Genomic DNA, 23,065 nt, shown 5'->3' on the forward strand with positions numbered 1-23,065 from the left:
CGTGAATGTGACCGACAGCACGGTCAGCGGCAGCAGCGCGGTCACGTCCGATTACCAACTCGACATCACTGGTGTGCCCACCAGTATGGGGGGCTCATTCACAGCGGGTTCCGCCATCAGCGGCAACGGCTTGGTGGTCAATGTGTACCGCGCCGATACCGGTGGACTGCTGACCACCACCAAGGTGGGCGACGATGGCAGCTACAGCTTTGATGTCACTTATGTGGGCGCAGTGATCGTGGTGGTGAGTGACGTGGACACCGACCCCGACAACCCCGGCCTTGACTACCTGGACGAAAGCAACGGTTCGGTTGACCTCACCACCGACTTGCGCTCCATTACCTATGTGGACACGCCCGGCGTGGCGGTGACCGCCAACGTGACGCCCTTGACCGAAATCGCAGCCACCTTGGCCACGGGCTATTCCGCCAGCGAAGCCGCTACAGCGGGCTACTCGGCCCCCACCCTCACCAGCTCGTCGGTGACGAGCACCAATAAAGCCCTGGCCTCAATGATGGGCTTGGGCGACGTGGACATCACCAAAGCGGTTGCCAGCGCCGTGACCGACGCCAGCGGCAACGCCAACACCGATGTCAACGACTATGGACTCCTGCTAGCGGCCCTCTCACATGCAGGTGACTTGAGCTCGGTGATGAGCTCCATGGTCTCCGGCATCAGCCTGGACGCTGCTGCTGGCACGGCCACCTTCAAGACCACGGGTAGCTCCGGCACCACCGCACAAGCGCTGCTAGCTCAGGGCATGACCGGGGCCGAAATTGCCCACAGTATCAGTTTCTCCAACAATACTTCGCTGCAAACGGTCAAGACCGTGGGCGAACAAGCCACGGGACAAGCCTTGCTCACCAGTTGGGTGAGCTTTGAACAACAGCGCCAAAGTTCCAGCACCACGTGGGCCAACCAAAGCACCATGCCCACTTTGAAAACCTGGGCTGTCCAAGATGCCGCTGTGGCCAGCCAGCAAAAAACGGCCCTGGCCAGCGCGTCCACGCTCAAAGAGGGCACCCAGGGCAAGTTGGCCCAATCGGCGACCCTGGCCCAAGAGTTAAAAAAGCAAGCCGCAGACGCGCTTGCCAAAGCGAGCGACAACCCGCTAGCGCGCAAGGCCTTTGCCGACGCCGACATCAACCTGGCCTTGCTCAAAAGCCTCAGCGCCCAATTGGGCAGCGTGGACACGGTGGCCAATGTGGCATTTGGGCGGCGCAACACCGCCGTCAAGGCGGCAATCAAGATTTTGGACAACCCCAACGCCTCTGCATTGTCCAAAGACCGAGCGCTGGTGGCCATGGACACCAACTTGCAAGCGGTGCGGGCCCAAGAGGCCACACAAATTGACAAAACCACCACGTTGTCGATCACCCTCAAACCCATCGCCGACAGCCTGGCCGCCCTGGACAAAGCACAAGACGCGTTGGCCTTGGCCAGTGGCGCAAGCTCCAAAATCGCGGCACAAGCGCTAGTTACCCAGGCCATGGCACGCGTGAGCCAAGTGGTCAAAAGCATGGCCGACCTGATCGCCAGCGATAAGACCGCCACCGACGCTTGGACCCAGGCGCTGATGCAGGCCAACAAAGCGCAAAAAGTCATTGACACCTACCCCGCCGACAGCGCTGCAGCCTTGTTCGCGCAGCAAACCTTGGCCAAGGCCAACAGCAGTTTGGACTTGGCTGAGCGCTCGGCGACACTCAAAGCCGCGGCCGAAAAAGTCTATGCCGACAACCTCGATGCCTTGTTGAAAACCCAGGCTGCTGCCCAAGCCGCCTTCGATAGCGACCAACAAAACCCGCAGCACCCCAACGCGGTTGCGGTGCTGCAAGCCTTGACCCAGGCCAATGCGGCCTTGGACAAGTCCATCACCACCATGGCCAACAAAGCGGCTGCCGAAAAGCTCGCCGCCGACAATCTGGCCAAAGCTGTGGCTAATTTCGATGCGGCCCAAACCGTTTACGACAACGCCTCTGCCACCACCAAATCGGCGGCTTTGGCCGCCCTCAACGCCGCCCAATCCAGCACGGACAAACTGCTGCTCACCGCGGCCAACAAAGCCAGCGCAGAACAGGTGTTGGCCAAGGCCCTGCAAAACGCCCAAAGCCAAACCGTGGCGGCCCAAGCCGCTTACGACAACGCAGCCGCTGGCGACAAAGCCGCGGCCTTGGCCGCTCTCAACGCTGCCAAAGCCACTGTCGCGGCATTGATCGACAGTGCCGCCGCCAAGGCCACGGCAGAAGTCGCCACCGCCCAAGCCCAGGCCTTGCAAATCGGCTTGGTCGAGGCGGCCAAACAAGCTGTCACCCAAGCCCAAGCGGCTCTCGATGCCTTGGGCAGCAATGCCTCTGAGCAAGCTCGCACCCAGGCCCAAACGGCACTGATGCAAGCCCGACAAAAGCTGGCCACCAGCCAAAGTGATTTGTTGGCACAGCAAACCCTCACGGTGGACAAAGCCGCTGCCGACAAAGTAGCCGCTGACGCGATGGCTACGCAACTCACGCGCTGGCAAGAGGCCATGAAAACTATTGCCAAAGCCCAACAAACCTTGGACAGCGCCAGCGCTTCTGCAGCCGACAAAGCCGCCGCCCAAGTCCTCCTCAACAGCGCCAAAGAGACCCAAGACAACGCCAGCCAAGCGCTGGCTCAGCAGCAGCAAACCTGGACGCAAAAAACGCTTGAACAAGCTTTGCAGTCCCAGGCGCTGAGCGACAACCTCAAGCGCATCAGCGACGCCCAAACTCTGCTCGATGCCCCCAACAGCACAGCGGCCGAGCGCGCTGCCGCCAGTGAGGTGATTGAGCGCGCCCAAAGCGCCAACCAAAACCAGTTGCAAAGCTTGGCCAGCAAGTTTGCGCAAGAAAAGCTGTTCCAAGTGCAAAGCGCCATGGCCAAGCAAATCAATTTGCCCGAAAACAGCACGGGCAGCGTGGACCTGAGCGTGGCCGGAGTCACCGGCCTGAGCTGGAGTTTGACCCCAACCAACGATGCCCGCGCCTTCACCCTGAGCAGCGACGGCAAACTGCGCTTGACCAACGCCAAAAACTTCGAGGCCGACCCCCAGCGTTACAGCCTGCAACTCGAGATCAGCGACGGCGCGGGGCACATGGCCACCCAAGCGCTTGCGGTGCAACTGACCAACGTCAACGAAGCACCAGCGCTCACCACCCCGCTAACCAGTACTCAGGCCTTGCTCAACCAATGGTTTGTGCTCAACGCCGCCAGCGCCTTCGCCGATGTGGACGCCAACGACCGCCTACGTTTCACTGCCACCGGCCTGCCCCCGGGTCTGAGCATGGATGCCAATGGCCTGATCACCGGCGTGGCTACCCGCGCTGGTGCGGCCGGCATGGTGCGCATCACCGCCACTGACCTGTCTGGTTTGAGCGCTGAGGCCAACCTGTCGCTGGGCGTGGTTGATGTGCCCGGCATCATCGGCGTGGCTGCCGCCGCGGGTGCCCGTCGCACGGTGCACAACGGCGACAGCACCTCACTGGTGGTCAATTTCACCGAGGCGGTGAACGTGCAGGGCAGCCCGTTGTTGAACCTGCTGGTCAACGACCAAACGGTGCAGGCCACCTATGTCAGCGGCACGGGTACCCAGCAATTGGTGTTTGCCTTCAGCACGCCCAGCCAAGGCAACGGTGCGGACATCCAGGTCGTGGGCCTGAGCCTGACCAATGCCAGCCTGGTGGGCAAAAACTCTGGCCAGGATGCGCTCACCCCAGCCTATGGTGTGCGCACCAGCGACATCACGGTGGACAACAAAGCGCCAAACGCCCCCAGCTTGGCCTTGGCCAACGACAGTGGCTGGGACAACACCGATGGCGCGACCAAAGCGGGCGACTTGATCGTGAGCGGCTTGGAGAGCGGTGCCACCTGGGCCTACCGAACCAGCCTCAGCGGCGCATGGGTCACGGGCAGCGGCGACAAAATCACCTTGGGCGAAGGCAACTACAGCGCCGATCAAATCCAAGTGCGCCAAACCGACGCTGCGGGCAATCTGGGTGGGGTGGGCAGCAACAGCCTGAGCCTGAAGATCGATGGCACCGCACCTACCGCCACCGTTGAGCTGGCGTATGCAGATGGCGCTTCGGTGATTAAAGCCAACGCCAACGCCACCGTTCGTCTGACCTTGAGCGAAGCCCTGCCCAGTTTGCCGCACATTACCTCGGGGGCAGGTACTTTATCTGGCTGGCAAAAGATCAGTGATACCGAGTACACCGCCACCTTCATTCCGTTGAGCAACACCCAAGGTGAGTTCGACCTGAACCTAGGGGCATTTCAAGATGCGGCTGGCAATGTGGGCAGCTATGCCGACGCCAGCGCACACAAAATCAGCATTGATACCCGCCCCCCCGCCGCGCCGCGCTGGGTGTTTGACGACACGGGTTTGAGGGACAGCGATGGCGTGAGTCAAAACACGGTCTTGCGAGTGCAAGGCCTAGAGGCCCAAGGCAGCTGGGCCTATAGCGTTGACGCTGGCGTCAACTGGGTTGATGGCGGCGAAGTTACCAACGGCCAAAGCAGCGTCACCTTGTCGCCAGGTGCCTATGCCATGGGCCAACTGCAAGTTCGCCAAACCGACAGTGCGGGCAACGACTCGACTGTGGCCAGCAACCCCGTCCAGTGGGTGATTGACACCAGCGCACCCGAGCTGAGCTTGTGGCTAGTGACCGGCGACAACGTGGTCAACCAAGCCGAGCGCGGCAATGGGGTGCTCATCTCTGGCAGCAGCAGCGGCACCAGCGCGGGCGACGTGGTCAACGTCACCTGGGGCGCCACCACCTTGTCCACTGTGGTCGACAACGATGGCAACTGGCGCATCAACTTTGACAGCGCACAAATCCCCAGCGGCGAAGTCGATTCGGTGATCACCGTGCGTGTCACCGACCTGGCGGGTAACTTCACTGAAGCGAGCCAAAGCGTGCGCATCGACACCTTGGCCCCTGACCTGGTCTTGCCCGCTAACCTCATGCCCAGTGTTGACAACGGTTTGGGCGTGGGTGTGCCAGGCGTGCTGGTTGACAACATCCTCAACAGCGCAGAGCGCGCCGCCATCGTCGGCCACCCGGACGGCACCTGGACGCTGCAAGGCAGCACCAACGCCGAGGCCGGCCAATCGGTCACGGTCTACCTCAACGGCAAACCTTATGGCGGCACGGTGGGCTCACTCAGCACCGACAACAGCCGCGTGTGGAGCGCGCCCATCACCTCGGCCGACGTGGCTTTGCTGGTGCACGGCAACCGCTACACCATCACGGTCGACACCTTGGACAGCGCGGGCAACCCCGCGCTGCGCGCCAGCCAAACCCTGGATGTGAGCCTGTACCCGGCCGACATCCCCACCGTGTTCGTCAACTACAGCAACAGCTACACCCCCACTTTGGCGGGCTTGGCGCAAAAGCTCGCCAGCGACAACAACGCGGTGGGCGTGGCTTTGGGCAGCGATGACACGCTCAGTGTGGCCATCCGCTCGGGCAACAACACCGTGGTGACCTACACCCTGACCATCGGCGAGGGCGTCACCCACAGCGCTGGCCCCTTGAGCTACAGCACAGCCACCAAACAGTGGGCGCTCGACCTGAGCCAAGCCGCCAGCACCGATGCCCGCGTGAGCAGCGACGACGCCTATGACGTGGCCGTGTCCGTCTTGCCCAAAGGCTTTAACGCGAGCACCGACACCAAAACCGACCAAAGCAGCGGCGAATGGGTAGTCAAAACCACTGCGCCCGTGCTGACATGGGCCACCACGCAAGTGGGTGACAACCGCATCAGTGCCAGCGAAACCCAAAATGGTGTGCTCCTCACGGGCAGTGTCATGGACGCCATTCCTGGCGGCAGCACCAATGTCGCCGTTGGCCGCAACGTCACTTTGGGCCTCACAGGCCTGGCCGCTGACCACCCTTTGTCCGGCAAAACCTGGACCACCACGGTGCAAGCCAACGGAGGCTGGAGCGCCGCCATTCCCGCCATCGATTTGCAAAAACTTGCGGATGGACAGGTCGTGTTCAGCGCCCGTTTTGACAGCTTGTTTGGCAACACCCAACAAACCCCGTTCAACCTCGGCTTGGACACCCAAGGCCCCACCATCGCCTTGACCGTCCCAGCCGACATGGCCCTGAGCCGCAGCGAAGCCCAGGTGTGGTTCACCAGCATGGCCATCAGCGACGCTGGCTCTGGGGTCGACACCAGCACCCAAAGCCTGCGCTTGTTCAAGGGCCAAGACTTGGTGCCCAACCCCGACCTGGCCCTGCAAACCGATACCAATGGTGCAGCGATCCGCATGACCGCCGACTTCAGCCATTTGAGCGACGGCAACTACACCCTACAACTGCTGGCCCAAGACCGCGCTGGCAACCTCAGCAGCCAAAGTCTGGCCCTGCGCTTGGACCAAACCGCCCCCACCCTGAGCCTGAGCACCGACGCGGCCGGCTTGCAGGTGCAAAAGGGCGAACAAGCTACCGTGCGCCTGAACCTGTCCGAGGCCGCCAGCGCCTTGCCCACCATCACCCCCAGTGTGGGCAGCCTGTCCGAGTGGCAGCCGGTGCCCAACAGCGCCAACCTGTATGAAGCCAAGTGGACCCCGCCCACCGACGGCAATGGCGTGCTCAGCTGGACCATTGGCCCTTGGCGAGACACCGCCGGCAACAGCGGCGCCACACTGGGCCAGCCGCCGCCCATTGAATACGACACCCTTGCCCCCGTGGTGCGGTCGCTGCAGGTCTTGGGCGACAGCGCCGACCAGCGCTTCAAAGCCGGCGAAACCCTCGAAGCCCACGTGGTGTTCACCGAAGACATGCTGGTCACCGGCCAGCCCACACTCGATTTGCAAGTAGGCGACCAAACCCGCTCGGCGCGCTACATCGGCCACTTGGCTGGCAGCGATGCGACCTTGGTGTTTCGCTATATGGTGCAAGCCGGCGACACCGATACCGATGGCGTAGCCATCAGCGCCAACGCCATCCGTATCGACGCCGAGGCCAGCATCAAAGACCTGTATGGCAACCCGGCAATGCTCAGCCACAGCGCTGTGGCTGCGGCCACACTGGCCAAGGTCGACACCACAGCGCCCACGGTCAGCGTGAGCTTGGTGGGCAGCACCGACACCGCCTTGGCTCAGGGCGAAACCGCCACCTTGAAGCTGGTGTTCAGCGAACAACCCCAAGCCCTGCCCTTGGTGACCACCACCCAAGGCAGTTTGAGCAATTGGAGCCGCCTGAGCGACACCGAATACACCGCCACCTTCCGGCCCGCGAGCAACATCAGCGCGGGCCAAGTGGTGTGGGGCATGGGCACCTTCAAAGACCTGGCCGGCAATATCGGCAGCATGCTGGGCAACTGGCCCGTCTTGAGCGTGGACACTATCGCGCCCACGGTCATGGCGGTGAGTGACACCACCGTGGCCAGCATCACCAAAGACAGCGTGCGCTTTGTCGTGACCCTCAGCGAAACGCTGGACACCCTTTTGACCAGCACCCACTTCAGTGCGACCAACGGCACCGTCAGCGCGGTGCAGGCCAGCACCAATGGGCTGCAGTACACCGTGGATGTGACGCCCAACGCCAACGCCCAGCAGTTGCCTGTGTCCTTGAGCTTGGTGGCCAATGGCGTCAAAGACGCGGCGGGCAACGCCTTGGCCAACCAAGACCTGAGCAGCTTTGACACCCAACTGGTCGACACCCAAGCCCCCAACCTCAATGGCATAAGCATTCCGGGCAATGCCGCCAAACCCGTCTATAAGGCCGGCGAAGCCTTGCTTATCAACCTCGCTTTCAGCGAAGCGGTAGTGGTCAGCGGCACCCCCAGCGTGACCCTGAGCGTGGGCGGACAAGACGGCATCGCCAGCTACTTGTCGGGCAGCGGCACCAGCACCTTGGTGTTTGCCTACACCGTCACTGCGGGCGACACCGACCGTGACGGCGTGGCCATTGCACAAAATGTATTTCAGTTGCAAACCGGGCAAAGCATCACAGATGTGGTGGGCAACAGCGCCGCCATTGCGCACAATGCGGTGAGTGCCAGCGCCAATGCCAAGGTAGACACCCAAGCACCCACAGTGTCCCTGTCGGCTTCAAGCTACCGGCTGCAAGCCAGCGACAGCGCCACTGTCACCCTCAACTTCAGCGAAGACCCGGGCAGCAGCTTCAGCATCGCCGATCTGAGCCTGAACGGGGGCAGCATCAGTGCCATCTCGGGCACCGGCCTGACGCGCGAAGTCACCTTTGTCCCCAATGCCAATTTGCAAGGCAGTGCCAGCCTCAGCATCGCATCGGGCGCGTTCACCGATGCAGCGGGAAACCCCAACGCCGACGGCAGCGAAATCGACAACCGCTTGGACTTCAGCGTCGACACCTTGCCGCCCTCGGTGCAAAGCGTGGCACTGTTCGCTGCCGACAACATCACCGTCACGGGCTGGCTCAACGCGGGTGACTTGGTGCGCGCCAAAGTGGTCTTCACCGAAGCCATCAACTTGTTGGGCACGGACACACCCAGCTTGCTGCTGCGCGTGGGCAGCCAAGACCTGCGTGCTACCTACCTCAGTGGCGCGGGCACCACCGACTGGGTGTTCCAAGCCACCATCACCGAAGGCCTCAACGACAGCAGCGGTGTCGCCGTCCAATTAAACGGTTTGAGCCTGCCCGTTGGCAGTACCATGAAAGACGACGCGGGCAATACCGCTGTCTTGGCCCATGCCAGCGTGGCGGCCAACAGCGGCTACAAAGTGGACACCACAACACCGACTGCGCCCGAGGTGCTCGCCAGCGCAGGCGTATCCGGTGGCGTCACCGCCAGCGAGGCCAGCGCCAACACGGGTTTTTACAGCGTCAGCGCCGAGGCGGGCACCCGCATAGCGCTCAGCCTCACGCAAGACACCACCATCGTCAACCTCGATGCCTTGACGGCCACGGGCCAAGCCCAAGCGGTCGTGCTCAACGCTCCCCAACTCGCACAGCTTGCCGACGGCGAAGTCAACCTCGCCTTCACCGTGACCGACGCCGCAGGCAATGCCGCGGCCCCTGTTCGAACCGCCTTCACCCTGGACCGCTTGGCTCCCACGGTGGCCATCGGCAGCGATAAAGCCGCCCTCAAAGCAGGCGACACCACCACCGTCACCTTCACTTTCAGCGAAAACCCAGGCAACAGCTTTCAGTGGGACGGCGCCAGCGGCGACTTGGTGGTCAGCGGCGGCAGCCTGAGCGCCATCACCGGCACGGGCCTCACACGCAGCGCCGTGTTTCGCCCCAACGCCAACAGCAACACCACGGCGCAAATCAGCCTGGCCAGCGGCACCTTTGTCGACAGCGCTGGCAACGCCAATGCCGATGGCAGCGACGCCAACAACCGCCTGAGCTTGCCTGTGGACACCATCATCGGCCAGGTCAGCAGCGTGGCCTGGGGCAGCAAAACCGGCGCCCAAGGTGACTGGCTCAACGCCGGCGACAGCATCGATCTGACCGTGGGCTTTACCAAAGCCATGCTGGTCACCGGCAGCCCCACGCTGCGCTTGAAAGTGGGCAACACCGACGTCATGGCCACCTATGTCAGCGGCAGTGGCCAAAACAGTTGGGTGTTTCGCGCCCCCATCGCCGCTGGCTTGAACGACAGCGACGGCGTGTCGGTGGACGCCAACCCTTTCACCTTAAGCAACGGCGCGGCCATTCGGGATGCGGCGGGCAACGATGCGCTCACCAGCTTCGCCGGCCTGGCCCCCAATACGGCCTACAAAGTTGACACCATCGCGCCCACTCTGAGCGTAGACGCGGTGACCGGTGACGACGTGGTCAACCTCAGCGATAAAACCGCAGGCGTCAACTTGAGTGGCACCAGCGACGCGCTGGGCCAAACGGTCACAGTGCTGTGGGGTGACCAAAGCTTGAGCACCACCGTGGGCGCCGATGGGCGTTGGCGCATCACACCCAGCACGCTACCCGCCGACGGTACGGCCCCGCTCAGCGCCAGCGTGAGCGACGCCGCGGGCAACACCAGCAGCGTGCAGCAAAACACACGGATAGACACGCTTGCCCCCACCCTCAGCTTGAGTACCCCACTGACCGACGGCGCAGGCACCGCGGGCAATGCCGACAACGTCCTCAACCGCGCCGAATACGACGCGGCCATCGCGGCGGGGGCCTTGACCCTGCGCGGCGCCTCGGATGCCGAAACCAACAGCCCCGTGGCACTGGTCTTCAACGGCAAAACCTACGCCACCACGGTGCAAAACGGCCAATGGAGCCTGGCCATCCCCAGTGCCGATCTGGCCATGCTGGTCAACGGCAACGACTATGCCTTGGCCGTGGGCGTGCGCGACAGCGCGGGCAACCCCACCAGCCTGTCCAACACCAGCGTGCAAGTGCGCCTGACCACCGCCGACGTGCCCACGGTCCAAAGTCTCAACACAAATACCCTCACGCCCACCTTGGAGGGTATGGCGCAAAAAGTCAGTGACGGCGCTTATGTGGCTTTGGACAACAACGACCTGTTGGCCGTTTCGGTCAACGGCACCACTTATATGCTGGTCAACGGGGTCACCCAACAAGTCAGTGGTACCACCACTTTGGACGATCTGGTGGCGGGGTTTGCCCAAAGCGCCACTTACAGCCCCACCACCACCACCACCAGCGCCACGCTGAGCTACAACAGCACCAACGCACGCTGGTCCTTGAGCTTGCCAGATGGCGTGATCAGCAGTTCTGGTGCCTACGACGTGCAAGTCGGTGTCAAGGCCGAGGGCAATTCCTTCAAGGTCGACCCCAGTCAAAACGAGTTGGCTATTCAAACTGCATTGGCCACCGTCACCTTGAACACGGTCGCGGGTGACGGCTACCTCAACGCCAGCGAACGCGCCACCAACCTGGCCTTGTCGGGCAGCGTCAGCGACCCGGCCGCAGACAACAGCGCGCGCAACACCGCCGTGGGGCGCAGCCTGAGCCTGTCTTTGGTCGGTGCCGACAACAACGTGTTACACGCCCTCAATGCCACGGTGCAAGACGGCGGCACTTGGTCGGCCAGCGTGCCCAGCAACTTGCTGCAAGGCCTGGCCGACGCCAGCATCACGGTGCGCGCCAACTACACCTCGTTGTACGGCGGCAGTGTCAGTGCCAACCGCAGCTTGGTGGTCGACACAACCGCGCCCAGCCTGTCTGTCACCACGCCCAGTGACACTGTCCTCACCGCCGCCGAGGCCAGCGCCTTTGGCCTGAACTACACCACCAGCGACAGCGTCACCAGCGCCCCCACGCGCCAACTGCAGGTGCTCAACGAAGCCCAACAAGTGCAAGGCGGCATCAGTGTGTCCGACAGCAACGGGCGGCTCAGCGCCAACCTGTCCGCTTTGGCCGACGGCCACTATGGCGTCAAGGTCAGCAGCACCGACCAAGCCGGCAACACCACCAGCCAAACCGTGAACGTGGTGATCGACAAAACCGCCCCCACCGTCAGCATCACCCGGGTTGACAACAACCCCGTCAGCCAAGCCAACCCCGTGGCAAGTTTTGTGGTGGCCGTGAGCGAAGCCATGGTCGGCTTGACGGCAGATGACCTATCCCTCACCCACGCCAGCTTGGTCAGCTTTGACCCCATCCCCGACACCCAAGGCCTGTGGTACTTGTTGGTGGTCAGTGCCAACAGCGGTGTGAGCGGCAACCTGAGCATCGGCATGGACAGCGCCCGCTTCACCGATGTGGCGGGCAACCCCAATACCGCCGCCACCCCCGCCGTGATGGCCATCGACACCCTGGCCCCCACGCTGACCATCACCAGCGACAAAACCGTGGTCGGTGCCGGCCAAACCGCCACCATCACCTTCAGCTTTGCCAACGACGACCCGGTCGGTTTTGAATGGCTCAACCAGCAAGGCGACATCAACCTGGCCCAAGGCACGCTGTCCAACCTCAGAGGCAGCGGGCGCACCTACACAGCCACCTTCAGCCCCAACGCCGGTGTGGCCGACAGCCCGGCCACCATCAGCGTCAATGCTGGCAGCTACACCGACGCCGTGGGCAACCCCGGCGCGCTGGCTGCCTCGCCCATCTTGCGGGTGGACACGGTGGCCCCCAGCATCGCCAGCATCGCGCGCGGCACCAGCGTGGGCAGTGGCGGCCAGACCAATCTTGATAGCGTGGACTTCTTGGTCACTTTCAGCGAAGCCATGGACGCCACCAGCCTGACCAGCGGAGGTTTTGCAGTGCAGCTCAACGGCACCCCCTTGACGCAAAACATCAGTATCGGCAGCCCCGTCTGGGTCAGTGGCAACCAATACCGCATCAGCGTGGGCGGCAGTGCCATTGCCAACGCCACCGGCTCCTTGTCCTTGGCGCTGGCCAGTAACCACAACCTGCTCGATGCAGCACAAAACAAACTCACAGGCAGCAACAACACGGGCGCCTTGCTGAGCACGGCGCTCAACAGCTATGTGCTGGACAACACCGCGCCCACCATCACCGCCATCGAGCGCGGCACCACTACCGCTGTGGGCATTGCGGGCGACACCAACGTGGACAGCGTGGACTTCATCGTCAGCTTCAGCGAAACGCCCACCAGCAGCTTGACGGCCAGCGACTTTGTGGCCTTGCTCGGCGGCGTGGCCCTCACCAGCAACATCAGCCTGGGCGAGCCCGTGGCCTTGGGCGACAACCGCTACCGCATCAGCCTGAGCGGCACGGCCATTTCGGGCGGCAACGGCGTGCTCAGCTTGGGGCTGGCCGCAGGCCAAGACATCGTCGACATCGCTGGCAATGCCTTGGGCACCAGCTTGCCCAGCAACGTCGCCAGCTACACCCTGGATCACCTGCCCCCCACTGCGGTGCTCAGCAGCATCACCGACGACGTGGCCCCTAATGTGGGCGCGCTCAGTCCCGGGGCGCGCACCAACGACACCCTGGTCGACATCGCCGGTACCAATGTGGCCGGCTCCACGGTCAAGGTGTACAACGGCAATACCTTGCTGGGCTTGGCCACCGTGGTCGGCACCAACTGGACCTATACCGCCGCCCTCACCAACGGCAGCAGCTACAACTTCAAAGCCACCGAAACCGACAAAGCGGGCAACACCAGCAACGCCACGGCTGGCTTTGCCCTGATCAGCGACACCACCGCCCCCGCCACCCCCAACAGCGTGTTCGAGCAAGGCAGCAACCGGCTTAGCAATGGCTGGCTCAGCGCCAGCGAAATTTCCACAGCATTGGTGGTGCGGGTGGCTTTGCCCACCGCAGGTGCGGTGGCCATGGCCGGCGACAGCGTGGTCTTGCAAATCAATGGGCAAGACCTGACCACCCCGTCAGCGGTGGTGGTCAACAGCACCGACCTCAGCAACGGCTATGTGGCATTCAGCTTGACCAGCGCCGCGCTGGGCAGCGATGGTGCCAAAGCCCTCACCGCCCGATTGTTCGACGCGGCGGGCAACACCAGTGGCCCCAGCGCTGCCTTGAGCTTCACCCTGGACACCACCGCACCCACCGCCCCCGGCTTGGTCGAGATGGGCAGCACCAAGCTGGCCGATGGCCAGATCAACATCGCCGAGGCCGCCAGCAGCACCACACTGCGATTGACCTTGCCCGTCTCCGGCTCGATGGCCGTGGCGGGTGACAGCTTGAGCCTGACGCTGGCTGGGCAGGCCCTGAGCACCACCCTGCTGACCAGCAGCCACATCAGCGCAGGTTTTGTGGACGTCAACGTCACCAGCGCCCAGTGGGGCGCCGACGGCAGCAAAACCCTGAGCGCCAGCCTCACCGATGCGGCGGGCAACACCAGCAGCGGCAACGTCAGCATCGCCCTGGGCATCGACCAAGTTGCGCCCACCCCCACCATCACCAACCTGGCGTTCAGTGCCGATACCGGCAGCAGCGGTGCCGACTTCATCACCCAAACCGCTGCCCAAACCATCGGTGGTCAGCTCAGTGGCGCATTGGGCAGCGGCGAGGCGGTGAAAGTCTCGCTCAACAACGGCCTCAGCTGGGCCAGTGCGACTTGGAACGCCAGCAATTCCACTTGGAGCTTGGCCAACCAAACCCTGGCGGGCAGCGGCACTTTGCAAGTCAAGGTCACGGACGCGGCCGGCAACGACGGCCCACTCACCAGCCAAGCCTATGTGCTGGACACCACGCCCAGCGCTGCACCCGCCGTGAGCGAGGCCGCTGGTCTCACGGCCGATGGCCAACTCAATGCCAGCGAAGCCGCCAGCGGCTTGTCGGTTCGCGTCAACCTGCCCCAAGGCGGTGTGCTGGCCCAAGTGGGCGACAAGGTTGAGCTGCTTTTGGGGGGCAACCCGTTTGCCAACGCCAAGCGCATCACCTTGTCGCAGCAAAACCTGGCAGATGGTTATGTCAGTTTCGCCGTCAGCCAAGCCAACCTGGGCGCAGAGGGGCCCAAGGCCTTGAGCGCCACCATCACCGACATGGCAGGCAACATCAGCAACGCCAGTGCAACCATCACCTTTGCGCTGGACACGGCGGCCCCGACCAACACCATTGCCACCCTCACCATCGACCAAGACACCGGCACGGTGGGTGACTTCATCACCAGCACCAATGTGCAAACCATTGCGGGCACCTTGACCAACCCCTTGGCCAGCGACGAGTCGGTGTGGGTGTCTTTGAACAATGGCCAAGGCTGGCGCCAAGCCAGCACCACGGCCAACAGCACCGGGTGGTCGTTGGTCAACGCCGCCTTGAGCGGCGGCAGCGATATTGCGGTGCAAATCAGGGACGCGGCAGGCAACCTGGGCAACACCAAAACCCAGGCCTACACACTGGACTTCACCGCCCCCACGGTCGACTTGACCACCGCCATCTTGCCCAGCAACAGCAGCATTTATGTGCGCAGCAGCGAGGTCGGTGGCGCGTACCTGGTGCGCACCAGCGTGATCGTGACCAACCTGGCCAGCATCACGGGCGCTGCCGACAACTTGTTCAACAGCGCCAGCATCAGCAGCGCCGACACCGTCACCACCCTGTCCCTGGCGGGCTTGAGCGACGGCACCTATGTGTTGTATGCCAGCGACCTGGCGGGCAACCTGTCGCTGGTCAGCAGCAACAGCATGACGGTTGACAACGCTGCGCCACCCAGCATTTCCCAGCTCAGCTTGAGTGCGGACACGGGCTCATTGGGCACCGACTTCATCACCCAAACCGCTTTGCAAACCATCAGCGGCACACTGAGCCAAGCGGCAGCGGCGGGGCAAAAAATTCGCCTCTCGCTCAACAACGGCGTCAACTGGACCGACATCAGCCTCACCCCCGGCGCGACCAGCTGGAGCCTCATCAACCAAACCTTGAGCGGCAGCAACACCCTCAAGGCCAAGGTGGTCGCAGCCAATGGCTTGGAAAGCTTGATGCGCGTGCAGGACTACACCCTCGACACCACCGCGCCCACCACCCTGGGCAACATCACCACCACCCCCAGTGGCGGCACGGTGGTGGCCAATGCGCTCAACAGCACCAACACCGCCATGGACTTTGCCGCCACCATCGGTGCGGGCCAGGCCAGCGGCGGCAAAGCCGAGTTTTACGTCAACAACGTGCTCATTGGCAGCGACTCCAGCATCAGCGATGGCGACACCTCGGTGACCTACACCACCAGCGATGGCACACCCACCAGCGCCGAGTTGCAATTGGCCGTCGCAGCGGGCGGGCTTGTCACCGTCAAGCTCTACGACGCGGCGGGCAACAGCTTCACCGCAAGCGGCCCCAGCCTGTTGCGCGACGTCACGCCACCCAACGCCCCCACCGGCCTCGCCCTCACACCCAGCGGTGGCAGCGTGGTGGCCAACGCACTCAACGCCAGCAACACCGCCATGGCCTTTGCCGCCAGCATCGTGGCGGGCCAGGCCACGGGGGGAAGCGCCCAGTTTTACCTGGGCGACACCTTGATAGGCAGCGACAGCAGCATCCTTGCCGGTGACACCAGCGTGGCCGTGAGCACCAGCGACGGCACGCCCACCGCTGCCGAGTTGCAAGCGGCCATCACCAGTGGGGGCGTGGTCAGCGTGCGCTTGGTGGATGGCGCAGGCAACAGCGTCAGCGCCACCGGCCCGACCTTGCTGCGCGATGTCATCGTGCCCAGCAACACCATTGCAGCCTTGGCGCTCAGCGCCGACACCGGCACCAGCAGCAGCGACTTCATCACCCACACCGCGGCCCAAACCATCAGTGGCAGCTTGAGCGCCAACTTGGCCAGCGGCGAATCGGTACAGGTGTCCACAGACAACGGCAGCACCTGGGCGCAGGCCACAAGCATTGAGGGCAGCAACACCTGGAGCCTGGCGCGCACCCTGAGTGGCAGCAACACCTTGAAGGCCAAGGTCCAAGACGCAGCGGGCAACGATGGGGCCGTGTACAGCCAGGCCTATGTGCTGGACACCACCGCATCCACGACCACCATCGCCACTGCGAACCTGAGCAATGACAGCGCAGCCAACAGCACCACCAACACCGACTTTGTCACCCGCACCGCAGCCCAAACCGTCAGCGGCACCCTGAGCGCCAACCTGGCCAGCGGCGAGACGGTGAACGTGTCTTTCGACAACGGCAGTACATGGGTGCAGGCCACGGCCAATGTGGGCGGCAACACCTGGAGCTTGGCCCGCACCCTGAGTGGCAGCAGCACCATGAAGGTCAAGGTCACAGACATCGCCGGCAATGATGGGACCGTGTACAGCCAGGCCTATGAGCTGGACACCACCGCACCCACCACGACGGTGTCTGCGGTGGCGTTCAGTGCCGACAACGGCACCCTGACCAATGACTTGGTGACCAACGCCACCGCCCAAACCATCAGCGGCAGCTTGAGCGCCAATGTGGCCAGTGGCGATGCGGTGTATGTGTCCATCGACAACGGCAGCACTTGGTCGCAGGCCACGGCCAGTGTGGGCAGCAGCACCTGGAGCCTGGCGCGCACCCTGAGTGGCAGCAACACCTTGAAGGTCAAAGTCAGCGACGCCGCAGGCAACGACGGCGCTGTGTACAGCCAGGCCTATGTGTTGGACACCACTGCACCGCTGGCCCCCGCCACCGTGGTCTTGTACAACGACAGCAGCGGCACCGATGTGGTGAGCGCGTTTGTGCCCGACACCAGCAACTTGCCTTGGTTCATGAGCAACGAAACCCGCGTGGGCACCACCACCGGCCCCAACGCGGCCTTCACCGATGCCGTGGTTTACCGCAGCACTGGCACCGCTGCAAACAACTTCACGGGCATCAACGTCAGCTACGCGGCCAACACCACTTACCAAATATCGGTGTGGGCCAAACGGGTCAGCGGTACCTTGCCTGCCAACGGCCAGTTGATCAACTTCAACAACGCGGCCAATGCCTCACTTTCCATTGCCGGCCTGACCAGCGACTGGAAGCTGTACACCTTGGACTACAGCTCGGGCAGCAGCAGTGGCACGGGCTCACTGTATTTGAATGCCAACAAAAACACCGTGGTCGACATCGCCTTGTGGGGTGTGCAAATGGTGGTCAAGTCCAGCGCTGGCGACAACATCACCAAGGTCAGCCCCACGGCCTTGAACGTCACGCAGCCTGAGGCCAATGGCAGCTTGTGGTACAGCTGGGACGCGGGCCAGACCTACGCCAGCACCTACGTCGCCCCCACCACCAACGGCACCTACACCGTGCATGTGCGCCAGCAAGACGTGGCGGGCAACAACAGTGCGCCCACCACATTGAGCTTCACCTTGGACACCATTGCCACCTTGGGCAGCCCCGCGCCCAGCACGGCCCTGAGCATGGTTTCTGGCACAGCGGGCAACAGCGCGGGTGAGACCATCACCCTGACCATCACCTTTGATGGCGCGGTCAATGGGCTGACCAGCGGCACCAACAGCAGCGTCTTCACGGTGGCGGGCTCTGGCGTGAGCGCCACCTGGGGCGGCAGCAACGGCAGCACCACCCGCACGCTGACCTACACCATTCAAGCTGGTCAAAACGGCCAAGCGGCCATTGACGAGGCCGCCCTCAAAGCGGCGCTGATCGCCGGCATCAGCGACAGCGCAGGCAATGCTTTCACATACTCGGGCGCCATTGCCAACATCGACAGCATGTCATTGCCTGTGATTGACACCAACGCGCCGCTGGCCCCCACCACGGTGGCCTTGTACAACGACACCAGCGCCACCGATTTAGTGACCATGTTTGTCCCCGACACCAGCGCGAGCAACACGCCTTGGTACATGTCGGGCAACGAAACCCGCGTGGGTACCACCACCGGCCCCAACGCTGCCTTCACCGATGCCGTGGTCTACCGCAGCAATGGCACTGCGGCAGGCGACTACCTGGGCATCAACGTCAGCTACGCGGCCAACACCACCTACCAAATATCGGTGTGGGCCAAGCGGGTCAGCGGTACCTTGTCTGGCAGCGGCAAATTGATCAACTTCAACAATGCGGCCAATGGCTTCATTTCCAATGCCAACCTGACCAGCGATTGGAAGCTGTATACCTTGGACTACACCACGGGCAGCAGCAGCGGGATAGGCTCACTTTATTTTGTGACTGGCAAAGACACGGTGGTCGACATCGCCCTGTGGGGTGCGCAAATGGTGGCCAAGACCGATTCCAGTTTTGGCGACAACATCACCAAGGCCAGCCCCACCGCCTTGAACGTCACGCCGCCTGAGGCCAATGGCAGCCTGTGGTACAGCTGGGACGCGGGCCAAACCTACACCAGCAGCTATGTCGCCCCCACCATCGACGGCAACTACACCGTGTGGGTGCGCCAACAAGACGCGGCGGGCAACAACGGCGCGGCCAAAGCGCTGACTTTCACGCTGGACACCAGTACGACCACCTTGGGCAGCAGCGCGCCCAGCACGGCCCTAAGTACCGTGGCGGGCACAGCGGGTAACAGCGTGGGCGAGACCATCACCCTGACCCTCACCTTTGATAGCGCGGTCAATGGCTTGACCAGCGGCACCAACAGCAGCATCTTCACCGTGGGGGTGACGGGGGTGAGCGCCACCTGGGGCGGCAGCAACGGCAGCAACACCCGCACACTGACCTACACCATCGCCGCCGGCCAAAACGGCCAAGCCGCCATTGACGAGGCCGCCCTCAAAACAGCGCTGATCGCAGGCATCCGCGATGTGGCAGGCAACGCCTTTGTCTACAGCGGCAGCATTGCCAACATCGACAGCACGCCACTGCCCGTGATCGACACCACCATCACCACACCTGCTTACATGGCCACCATGATCGATGAGGCCTTTACCAGCAACACCACCACGGGCACCTTGGGCAGCAATGCTGGCAGTGTTTCTATCGGCACCAACCGGGTCAATGCGAGCGGTGCTGCCACCGTTATCAGTTACAACACCGCCATGGTCGCGGGTGAAACCTACTTCATGTCGTTTGACTACACCAAATCCAGCGGCGCAAATTTGCGCGTTAAGGCCTCTTCAACTGTAGACGGCGGCAGCAATAAGTTGCTCCAAGCACTGGCAAGCTCTGGCACGGCCGGCACCACCTTCACCGCAGACGGCAGCATCTTGACGATAGCGGCGGACACCGCGGTATTCACCGGGACCCTTGACAACATTCGTTTGTACAGGGTCAATGCGGTTCCCAGCACCGTGGCTTCACAGCCGACGCTCAGCGGTTTGGGGGAAGTCGGTGCCGTGGTCTCTGTGTACGACAACGCAAGCCTCTTGGGCACCGTCACGGTCAACAGCCTTGGGATTTGGAGCTACCCAGCCACCGGCATCACCAGCGGCAGCCACAGCATCACCACCCTGCAAACGGACACGGCTGGCAACCAGAGCGCCACCAGCGCGGCTTTCAATTTCACCGTCACCACGCCACCCGTGGTCATCGACTTGAACCGGGATGGGGCCATTGGCTACAGCCAGGTGCTGATGGATGTCAATGGCGACGGCCAGCTTGACCACAGCGCTTGGGTGGGGCCCAGCGACGGTGTATTGGTGTGGGACCAGCACCACGATGGCATGGTGCACAGCCCTAGCCAGTATGTGTTTGCCACCCAAGCCGGCCAAACCGATTTGCAGGGCTTGGCCGCGCAGTTTGACACCAACCAAGACAAGGTGTTCGATGCCCAAGACGCTTTGTTTGGCGAGTTTGCGGTGTGGCAAGACAGCAACCAAAACGGCGTGTCTGACGCGGGCGAGATGCGCAGCTTGGGCGAGTTGGGCATCAACGCCATTGCCTTGCAAAGCGACGGGGTGTTGCGCCAACCCGCCAGCGGCGTGACCGAGGCGGGCCGCACCACGGCGACAACCCTTGAGGGCACTTCACTGCTGGTGGCCGACGCCAGCTTTGACTTCACCACACTCACATCCGTGGCGGTGTCCAGCGCGGTACAGGGCCAAGTGGACCTGGCCAGCGACACCCGCGCCAATGTGCTGCAACTGACCCTGCAAGACCTGCTGGCCCTGCCCACCGAAACCCTGTTTGACGCCACCAACACCAGCTTGCTGAGCGGCACCCCTTTACAGCCCGCGCAGCACCAACTGATGGTCACCGGCGACAGCAACGATGTGGTGAAGTTAGACCCCAGCCTGTTGACCGACACCCACACCGTGGTGCGTCACAACGACCACAGCTACCAGGTCTACACCGTGGACAGCGCCCACACCCAGCTGCTGATCGATCACAACATCGTGCATGCGGGGCATGTGGTACTGGGCTGTTGACAGGTGCGCCGTCAAGCTTGTCGCAGTGACGCAATTTGCCGCTCTACATCGCGAGCCATGTGAAAAGCCTCAGCGGCAGGCGATGAAAAGCGCAAAGAAGATAAAAAATGCAGCCTGCCTTGGGGTGTACCCACAACATGATGCAAGGGATGGTTTTTAAATGCCCATTCTTGCGCCAAAGCATGGCCTAATTCAGGGCCGAAGCGTGAGGTGGCACTGGCCAAAATATCTGCCTCGTTGATCAACACGCAAGCCCAATCCAAGTTCATCTCAAATGCCATGCCTTGGACTTTGTCGTGGTTAGCAGTGACAAGCGTAGGGTCCGTGTGCAAAATTAATTCACGCACACGATGCAACCACACCACGTCAATGCCCAAAGGGGTCGCAATGTATTGCATTTCCTTGGCCGAGCGTCGCTCGAATTCTTGCAAAAAACCATTTGCTCCACCAGGGTGGAGCACATCATGGGAGGTCACTGCAAACAAAAAAGCAGCAACCCATTCATCATCCACCACAATATTTTTCTTCTGTAATGCCTGTATCAAAAGACAAATGGCTGTGAGTGCATCAGCGGTGTGTAGACGATTGTGATAAAGCGGTTCATAGTCTGCTGCGAGTGCCACTTGTTCCATATGAGAAGCCATAGACCGAGCAGCTTGTAACAATTGATGGCTTGTACTGCCCACCGCTGGCGTCTTATGCGGCCACAGTCTTTGAACACAGGCATTCAGCACAACCGGCAAACCAGGCCACTCATGCGGCCATTTGCTGCGCAAATTGTGCAAGGTGGCGATATATGTCTGCAGCATCGTGCGAATCAGCCCATGGGAGAACGCAAGGCGTTGTGCATATTTTGTTGCAGCAAAAGCGCTTCAAACACGGGCACCAGCAAGGGGGATGCTTCGGATAACAAGCGGTTAGCTTCCAGACTGGAAATTTGTATGCAACTCACGTCATTCAAGGCTTGGGCCGAAGCACCCCGTATGCCGCCGTTCAAAAAAGCTTGCTCACCAAAAGATTCACCTTTAGATATTTGCGCAAAGGCATTTCCTTGGGCATCTAGCAATTGAACAATTCCTTCTTGGATGAAATAGAGATGGTCCGCCGCTTCCCCTGCATTGAAGATGCGTTGTCCTGCTTCGAAGGTGACTGTGGGAAAGTCACTCACAGAACACCCTTGGGCAACTCTTTCAAGGCCAAGGTCCGTTTTACCGTGGTTCGAATGGTTTGCCTGATGGCATGCGGTAAATGAGGCACCATGTGATCAACTTTGTGCAAAGGGATGATGCGGGCTTGTACAGGCGTCACAGTGACAACCGTTTTAGGCGCAGGCAACCCAGCCAGACCTTCTGCAAGGCACAACACACTCCCAGGCCCCAGACGCTCAATGATTTCGCCATTCACTGCCAACAAACTGCCTGAGACGATGAAATAAGCCACTGCCACATCCTCGCCTTGCTGAAAAATTTTCTTCTTAGCCTCGAAGCTGGCAGTGCTCAAAAATTTGCTGCCCCATAGGCTGAAATACAAACGCTCATTGCTGTTGAGTTTCCCCGAAGCAAAAATGTCCATGCTCTTGGGTGAGTTGGCGTCCACCACGCCCAACGCCTTTAAGTGTTCCACATCAATTTCAAAACTGGCAGAAAGCTCGGTCATGTTGCAGCGTCTCTTTCGTCAAGGTTTTCCAATTGTGCCGCCAGTGTTTTAAGTTGCATGGCGATCAGTTGTCGGTCGTCGTGGTTTAAATACTGAGGCGACAAATCAATATGAACCCCTTGTGGGTGTTTCATGCGCAAGGGTTTGTCAAGCTCTGCTTTTCGGGCACGAATAGCATAGGTGCGTATGGTGCGGTCAATGCCTTTCAAGTTCACCGCTTGGCGTTCTTCTACGTCGACCAAGTCATCCACCTGAACATAGGTTTCGTGGCTGATGAGAATGCCGCCAGGGTCTGAACTGGCCTCCAAACGCTGAGCCACATTCACTTCACCGCCAATGATGGTGTAACTCAAACGCTGATCCGAGCCGAAGTTACCTACATTGCAATAGCCCGTGTTGATGCCAATTCGAATAACAAAGGGGTTTTCAAAGCCACGTTCACGCCAACGGTTTTGCAGTACCACCATGCGCTCTTGCATCTCCAGTGCCATCTCAACGCAGGCCCGCGCATCTTCTTTCACGCCCTTGGATTCAGGGTCACCGAAAAACAGCATCACCGCGTCGCCAATGTATTTGTCGATGGTGGCGCCATAGGACAAGGCGATTTGCGTCATCTCGGAAAAGTACTCGTTCAGGTACTCTGTGAGTGACTCGGGTTGCAAGGACTCGGCGGTTCGGGTGAAGTCTTTGATGTCGCTGAAAAATGTCCGACGTCATCGTGTGTGAGACAAATAGGGGTACTTGATTAAAGGAGGGTTT

General features: G+C 61.7%; 5 protein-coding genes. 1 reads left to right on the forward strand and 4 read right to left on the reverse strand.

Translation table 11 applies throughout. The annotated features are described in order from the left end of the window. The first annotated feature begins 7 nt into the window (after positions 1-7). Positions 8-20,650, forward strand: coding sequence for an Ig-like domain-containing protein (locus AC9UEO_RS07575; RefSeq protein ID WP_509531681.1), 20,643 nt, complete (start codon positions 8-10; stop codon positions 20,648-20,650). A gap of 11 nt (positions 20,651-20,661) precedes the next feature. Here the strand turns inward: AC9UEO_RS07575 and AC9UEO_RS07580 are convergent, their stop codons facing one another. Genes AC9UEO_RS07580 through AC9UEO_RS07595 form a run of 4 tightly spaced genes read right to left on the reverse strand, consistent with a single transcriptional unit; the run spans position 20,662 to position 22,998 of the window. After that, positions 20,662-21,459 (reverse strand): hypothetical protein, encoded by a 798-nt coding sequence (locus AC9UEO_RS07580; RefSeq protein WP_509531684.1) that lies wholly within the window; start codon positions 21,457-21,459, stop codon positions 20,662-20,664. An 8-nt stretch (positions 21,460-21,467) separates the two neighbouring features. Continuing rightward, positions 21,468-21,818: a cyclic nucleotide-binding domain-containing protein gene (locus tag AC9UEO_RS07585; RefSeq protein ID WP_509531686.1), complete on the reverse strand. Its 351-nt coding sequence runs from the start codon at positions 21,816-21,818 to the stop codon at positions 21,468-21,470. Continuing rightward, on the reverse strand, positions 21,815-22,306 hold the full coding sequence (locus AC9UEO_RS07590) for a cyclic nucleotide-binding domain-containing protein (RefSeq protein WP_509531689.1): 492 nt from the start codon (positions 22,304-22,306) through the stop codon (positions 21,815-21,817). The genes AC9UEO_RS07585 and AC9UEO_RS07590 overlap by 4 nt, the downstream gene beginning before the upstream one ends. Then, positions 22,303-22,998 (reverse strand): adenylate/guanylate cyclase domain-containing protein, encoded by a 696-nt coding sequence (locus tag AC9UEO_RS07595; protein WP_509531700.1) that lies wholly within the window; start codon positions 22,996-22,998, stop codon positions 22,303-22,305. The genes AC9UEO_RS07590 and AC9UEO_RS07595 overlap by 4 nt, the downstream gene beginning before the upstream one ends. Positions 22,999-23,065 lie beyond the last annotated feature (67 nt).

Origin of the sequence: Limnohabitans sp. (assembly GCF_040401495.1) — a bacterium.
Taxonomy (GTDB): domain Bacteria; phylum Pseudomonadota; class Gammaproteobacteria; order Burkholderiales; family Burkholderiaceae_C; genus Limnohabitans.